The sequence below is a fragment of the Shimia sp. genome, from assembly GCF_041624275.1.
Taxonomy (GTDB): domain Bacteria; phylum Pseudomonadota; class Alphaproteobacteria; order Rhodobacterales; family Rhodobacteraceae; genus Shimia.
In genome coordinates this window covers 1-4,867 of record NZ_JBFJVE010000211.1, presented here as the reverse complement: position 1 = coordinate 4,867, position 4,867 = coordinate 1, and the positions used below count along the sequence as shown (strand labels likewise).

General features: G+C 65.0%; 5 protein-coding genes. 4 read left to right on the top strand and 1 reads right to left on the bottom strand.

Annotated elements, in window-relative coordinates:
• Positions 1-161: 161 nt before the first annotated feature.
• Positions 162-1,031 (bottom strand): hypothetical protein, encoded by an 870-nt coding sequence (locus ABZD10_RS13715; protein ID WP_372887302.1) that lies wholly within the window; start codon positions 1,029-1,031, stop codon positions 162-164.
• 109 nt (positions 1,032-1,140) lie between these two features.
• Between ABZD10_RS13715 and miaB the strand changes: the two genes are divergently transcribed.
• From miaB to ABZD10_RS13695, 4 genes are all read left to right on the top strand, one after another.
• Positions 1,141-2,466, top strand: a complete 1,326-nt coding sequence (gene miaB, locus ABZD10_RS13710) for a tRNA (N6-isopentenyl adenosine(37)-C2)-methylthiotransferase MiaB (RefSeq protein WP_372887300.1) — start codon at positions 1,141-1,143, stop codon at positions 2,464-2,466.
• Positions 2,467-2,788: 322 nt separating this feature from the next.
• Positions 2,789-3,304 carry an OmpA family protein gene (locus ABZD10_RS13705; RefSeq protein WP_372887304.1) on the top strand — a complete coding sequence of 172 codons (516 nt, stop codon included), beginning with the start codon at positions 2,789-2,791 and terminating at the stop codon, positions 3,302-3,304.
• Positions 3,305-3,315: 11 nt separating this feature from the next.
• Positions 3,316-3,612, top strand: a complete 297-nt coding sequence (locus tag ABZD10_RS13700) for a hypothetical protein (protein WP_372887298.1) — start codon at positions 3,316-3,318, stop codon at positions 3,610-3,612.
• Between the two features lie 163 nt (positions 3,613-3,775).
• Complete coding sequence (locus ABZD10_RS13695) at positions 3,776-4,828, top strand: PhoH family protein (protein ID WP_372887296.1); 1,053 nt, start codon at positions 3,776-3,778, stop codon at positions 4,826-4,828.
• Positions 4,829-4,867 lie beyond the last annotated feature (39 nt).

Below are 4,867 nucleotides of genomic sequence, written 5' to 3'. Positions count from 1 at the left end.
TCCGCCGCCTGCCGGACGTGCCCGACGGGGCCGAGATCTCGAAGGTCGATATCGTCATCCGTCTGCGCGAGAAATAGCGCGCCGACCTGACCACCGCGCGCTGATGGCGGGCCGGGCCGGACCTTTGGGCGCCGGCTTCGGCACCCCGGAACCACTGCCCCTCAGAACCACTGCCCCGGCTCCATCAGCCCGAGATCGAGCAATTGCCGCGAATGCCATTCGAAGGGCACCGAATTGTGCCAGCCGAAGGTGGCGATGGCGTCGCGGCTGCCGGGGTTGCGCTTCAGCGCCTTGGCGGTGCGGAAGGAACAGACCGCCGCCGTCAGATTGTGGTGCCACTTGCAGCTGTAGGTGTTGTATTCCTCGTCGTCGAAGGTGAAATCCGGGCGCAGCCTCAGCCCCGGCTTGGCCCGGAACAGGGCGATGCGGTCGATCTTGCGCCGCTCGTAGGGCACGTGTTCCTCGAAGCGCCAGCGCAGGCCGCCATAGAAATCCAGCTGCCGGTCCTTGGGCGCGTGGTTGTTCTGGGCGTCCTCGCGGGCCAGCGCGTAATAGCCCGAACGGTCCAGCTGCGCCTCTTCCAGCGACACCGCGTCGGGGTTGCGCCCGAGGTCGGCGGCATAGAGATCGACCACATAGCTCAGCATCGCATCGCGGCGTTCCTCGCTGTGAAAGGCCAGCATCTCGCCGATGCTTCGGCTTTCGCAGAAGGGGAAGAATAGGTATTCGGCGTTGAAACAGTAATAGATCCATTGCCCCGGCGCGGCGCCGATCACCCGGTTGACCGCGTCGATCATCGCCGCCCCGTTGGCCGGGTCCATGGTGACGCGCACCACCTGATCGTCAAGGCCCGGGTCGATGGTGAAACTTTCGGGCATCAGGCAGATCACCCGCTTGAACCCGAGGTCGAGATGATGGCGCAGGGTCGAATCCAGCTCGACGTCGTCCTCGGCAAAGACCAGCGCCAAAGGCCCCTTGGCCAGCGCCGCCCTGCCATTGTTCACCAGATCCGAAACCGAGGCGTATCTCATCGTGTGTCCTGCTCTTTTGGGCGCCAGAATCGGCCAATTCGACACGCATTGCAAGCCACCGGGGTTTTGATGTAGTCAGGCGCCCTGAAACCGCGATGGGACCGGGCACATGGCCGACAAGAAAAAGCTGTTCATCAAAACCTATGGCTGCCAGATGAACGTCTATGACAGCGAACGCATGGCCGAGGCCATGGGCGGGGCGGGCTACGAGACCACCGACAGCGCCGAGGGCGCCGACATGATCCTGCTCAACACCTGTCACATCCGCGAGAAGGCCGCCGAAAAGGTCTATTCCGAACTGGGCCGCTTCAAGGGGCTGAAATCCGAGAACCCCGACCTGAAGATCGGCGTCGCGGGCTGCGTTGCCCAGGCCGAGGGCGAGGAAATCATGCGCCGCCAGCCGCTGGTCGATCTGGTGGTCGGCCCGCAGAGCTATCACCGCCTGCCCGAGATGGAGGCCCGCACCCGCAGCGGCGAAAAGGCGCTCGACACCGATTTCCCCGAGGAAGACAAGTTCGAGAAGCTGAAGTCGCGCCCCAAGGCCAAACGCGGCCCCGCCGCCTTTCTCACCGTGCAGGAAGGCTGCGACAAATTCTGTGCCTTCTGCGTCGTGCCCTATACCCGCGGCGCCGAGGTCAGCCGCCCGGTCGACCGCATCCTGACCGAGGCCCGCGACCTGGTCGAACGCGGGGTGCGCGAGATCACCCTTCTGGGGCAGAACGTCAACGCCTATCACGGCGCCGGCCCCAAGGGCGACATGACGCTGGCCGGGCTGATCTGGGAGCTGGACAGGATCGACGGGCTCGAGCGGATCCGCTTTACCACCAGCCATCCCAACGACATGATGGACGATCTGATCGAGGCCCACGGCAGCTGCGCCAAGCTGATGCCCTACCTGCATCTGCCGGTGCAGTCGGGCAGCGACCGGATCCTCAAGCGGATGAACCGCAGCCACGACCGCGACAGCTATCTGCGGCTGGTCGAGCGGATCCGCGCCGCCCGCCCCGACATCTTGCTGTCGGGCGACTTCATCGTCGGTTTCCCGGAAGAGACCGAGGCCGATTTCCAGGACACCATGGATCTCATTCAAGAGGTCGAATACGGTCAGGCCTTCAGCTTCAAGTATTCCTCGCGCCCCGGCACCCCGGCGGCCGAGCGGGCGCTGGTCGACGATGCCGAGGCCTCGGACCGGCTCTATCGTTTGCAGGCGCTGATCACCCGCCAGCAGCGCGCGGTGCAGGACCGCATGGTCGGCCGTGAGGTCAGCGTCCTGTTCGAGAAACCGGGCCGTTTCGACGGCCAGATGCTGGGCAAGTCCGAATATCTCCACGCCGTCCATGTCGCCGATGCCGGGGCGCGGGTCGGCGACCTGGCGCGGGTCAGAATCGTCGAGAGCGGCGCCAACTCGCTGTCGGGCGTGCTGGCCGGGGCCTGACGGGCGCGAAACAATCCCCGCCGCCGCCGCCGGTTGTGCCCGCAGCGGCGACAATCGCCGCCCGCGATCGCTCGCGGCGGCGCATCCGGCGCCGGGCGCTGCCGCAACACTGCGGCAATCGGCCACCAGATATTGTGAATTCTTCTTCACACATGCTCTAAATTTGCTAGAGTGCCTTCATATTCAAATCTGACTGCGCGGGCCCTGAACCTGATCCTGAACCGGAGCCGTCGCAGGCATTCAATTGGCAGAGGAAATTGCTGTGGCGAAGAACAAGATCAAACACGCCCGGGCCGCCTTGGGGGGAGTTGCCGCAATCGCGATGGCGCTGGTGTCGCTGGCCCAGCCCGCGGCCGCGCAGACGACACGCACCGTGCTCGGACAGGAATACATCCCGGCGATCTGGGTCGATCCCGACGGCTGCGAACACTGGGTCATGGACGACGGCGCCGAGGGCTACATGTCGCCGCATGTCAACCGGCAGGGGATTCCGGTCTGCCGCCGTGGCAATGTCTGCGGGGTGATGAACTCGGACCAGTTCTTCGCCACCGACCGCTACAACATCAACGCCGCCAACCGCCAGCGCCTGGCCGAGTTCTTCTCGTCGGCCACCGCCTCGGCCTTCATCATCGCCGGCCATACCGACAGCCGCGCCTCGGATGAATACAACATGCGTCTCAGCTTCAACCGCGCCAATTCCGTGGCCAAGGTGGCCCGGTCGACCGGCGCCCGGGTGATCGACGTGCGCGGCTATGGCGAGCGCATGCCGCGCGCCAGCAACGCAACATCCGCAGGCATGGCCGAGAACCGCCGTGTCGAAATTATCTGCATCCGCTGAGAGGGCATCACATGAAACTTGTTCCGGGACTTCTTCTGGTGGGTGCCGTCACCGCTCTGGCCGCCTGCGACAACAAGATCGACAAGACCGTCGATCGCGGCTTTGACAGCGACCACATCTCGTCGATGACCGCCGGCATCTGGGTCGATCCCAACGGCTGCGACCACTGGATCATCGACGACGGCGTCGAGGGCTACCTGTCGCAGCGTCTCGACCCCTATGGCAAGCCGGTCTGTTCCGGCGTCGCGCCTCCGGGCGTCGCCACCGGGCCGTTCAAGTCCGGCTCGGCCTTCAAGGACCAGATCTGACCCGGTACCACCGGACCGGCCACCCGATCCTGCGCAGACCGCCCGCCTTCGCGGGCGGTCCTTTTTTGTGACGATCCGGTGATAATTGCTACTGGCTGCTTGCGCCTGCCGACGCAACTTGGCACCCTTTGCTGAAAAGGACTCAGCAGAGCAGGAGAGTTGATTGGCCACAGGTGCCCTGACCCCACCGTCCGCATCCGACGCGATCGGCGAATTGCTGATCGAGTTCCCGGACAACAGATTGCTGATCGACCTGTGCGGCGAATACGACCGCAACCTCGCCGATATCGAACAGAAACTGACGGTGCAGATCGTGCGCCGCGGCAACCAGCTGGCGATCCACGGCGAAGAAGAGGCCCGCAGCGAGGCCCGCGAGGTGCTGCAGGCGCTCTATGAACGGCTCGAGGCCGGGCGCGACGTGCAGAGCGCCGACATCGACCGCGAGATCCGCATGGGCGGCTCGGAAGAGGGCACCGGCGCGCGCGACGGCGACCAGCTCGAGATGTTCCGCGGCGGCCATGTCGAAATCAAGACCCGCAAGAAACTGGTCGAACCGCGCACCGAGGCGCAAAAGGCCTATGTGCTGTCCCTGTTCAACAAGGAACTGGCCTTCGGCATCGGCCCGGCGGGCACCGGCAAGACCTATCTGGCGGTGGCGGTGGGGGTGTCGATGTTCATCGGCGGCCATGTCGACCGCATCATCCTCAGCCGCCCGGCGGTCGAGGCCGGCGAAAAACTGGGCTATCTGCCCGGCGACATGAAGGACAAGGTCGACCCCTACATGCAGCCGCTCTATGACGCGCTGAACGATTTCCTGCCGGGCAAGCAGCTGGCCAAGCTGATCGAGGAAAAACGCATCGAGATCGCGCCCCTGGCCTTCATGCGCGGGCGCACCCTGTCCAATGCCTTCGTGGTGCTGGACGAGGCCCAGAACGCCACCACCATGCAGATGAAGATGTTCCTCACCCGTCTCGGTGAGGGCAGCCGCATGGTGATCACCGGCGACCGCAGCCAGGTCGACCTGCCGCGCGGCGTGCCCTCGGGTCTGGCCGATGCCGAACGGCTCTTGGGCAGGATCGACGACATCAGCTTCAACTATTTCACCGCCGCCGACGTGGTGCGCCACCATCTTGTGGCCAAGATCATCCGCGCCTATGACGCCGACTCCGAGCGCGCGGCGGCCGCCCGCGACAGGACGAAAGAGAAACCGGCCTGAGCCGTCATCTCTTTGCCAAATACTCACCGGGGGTGGGGG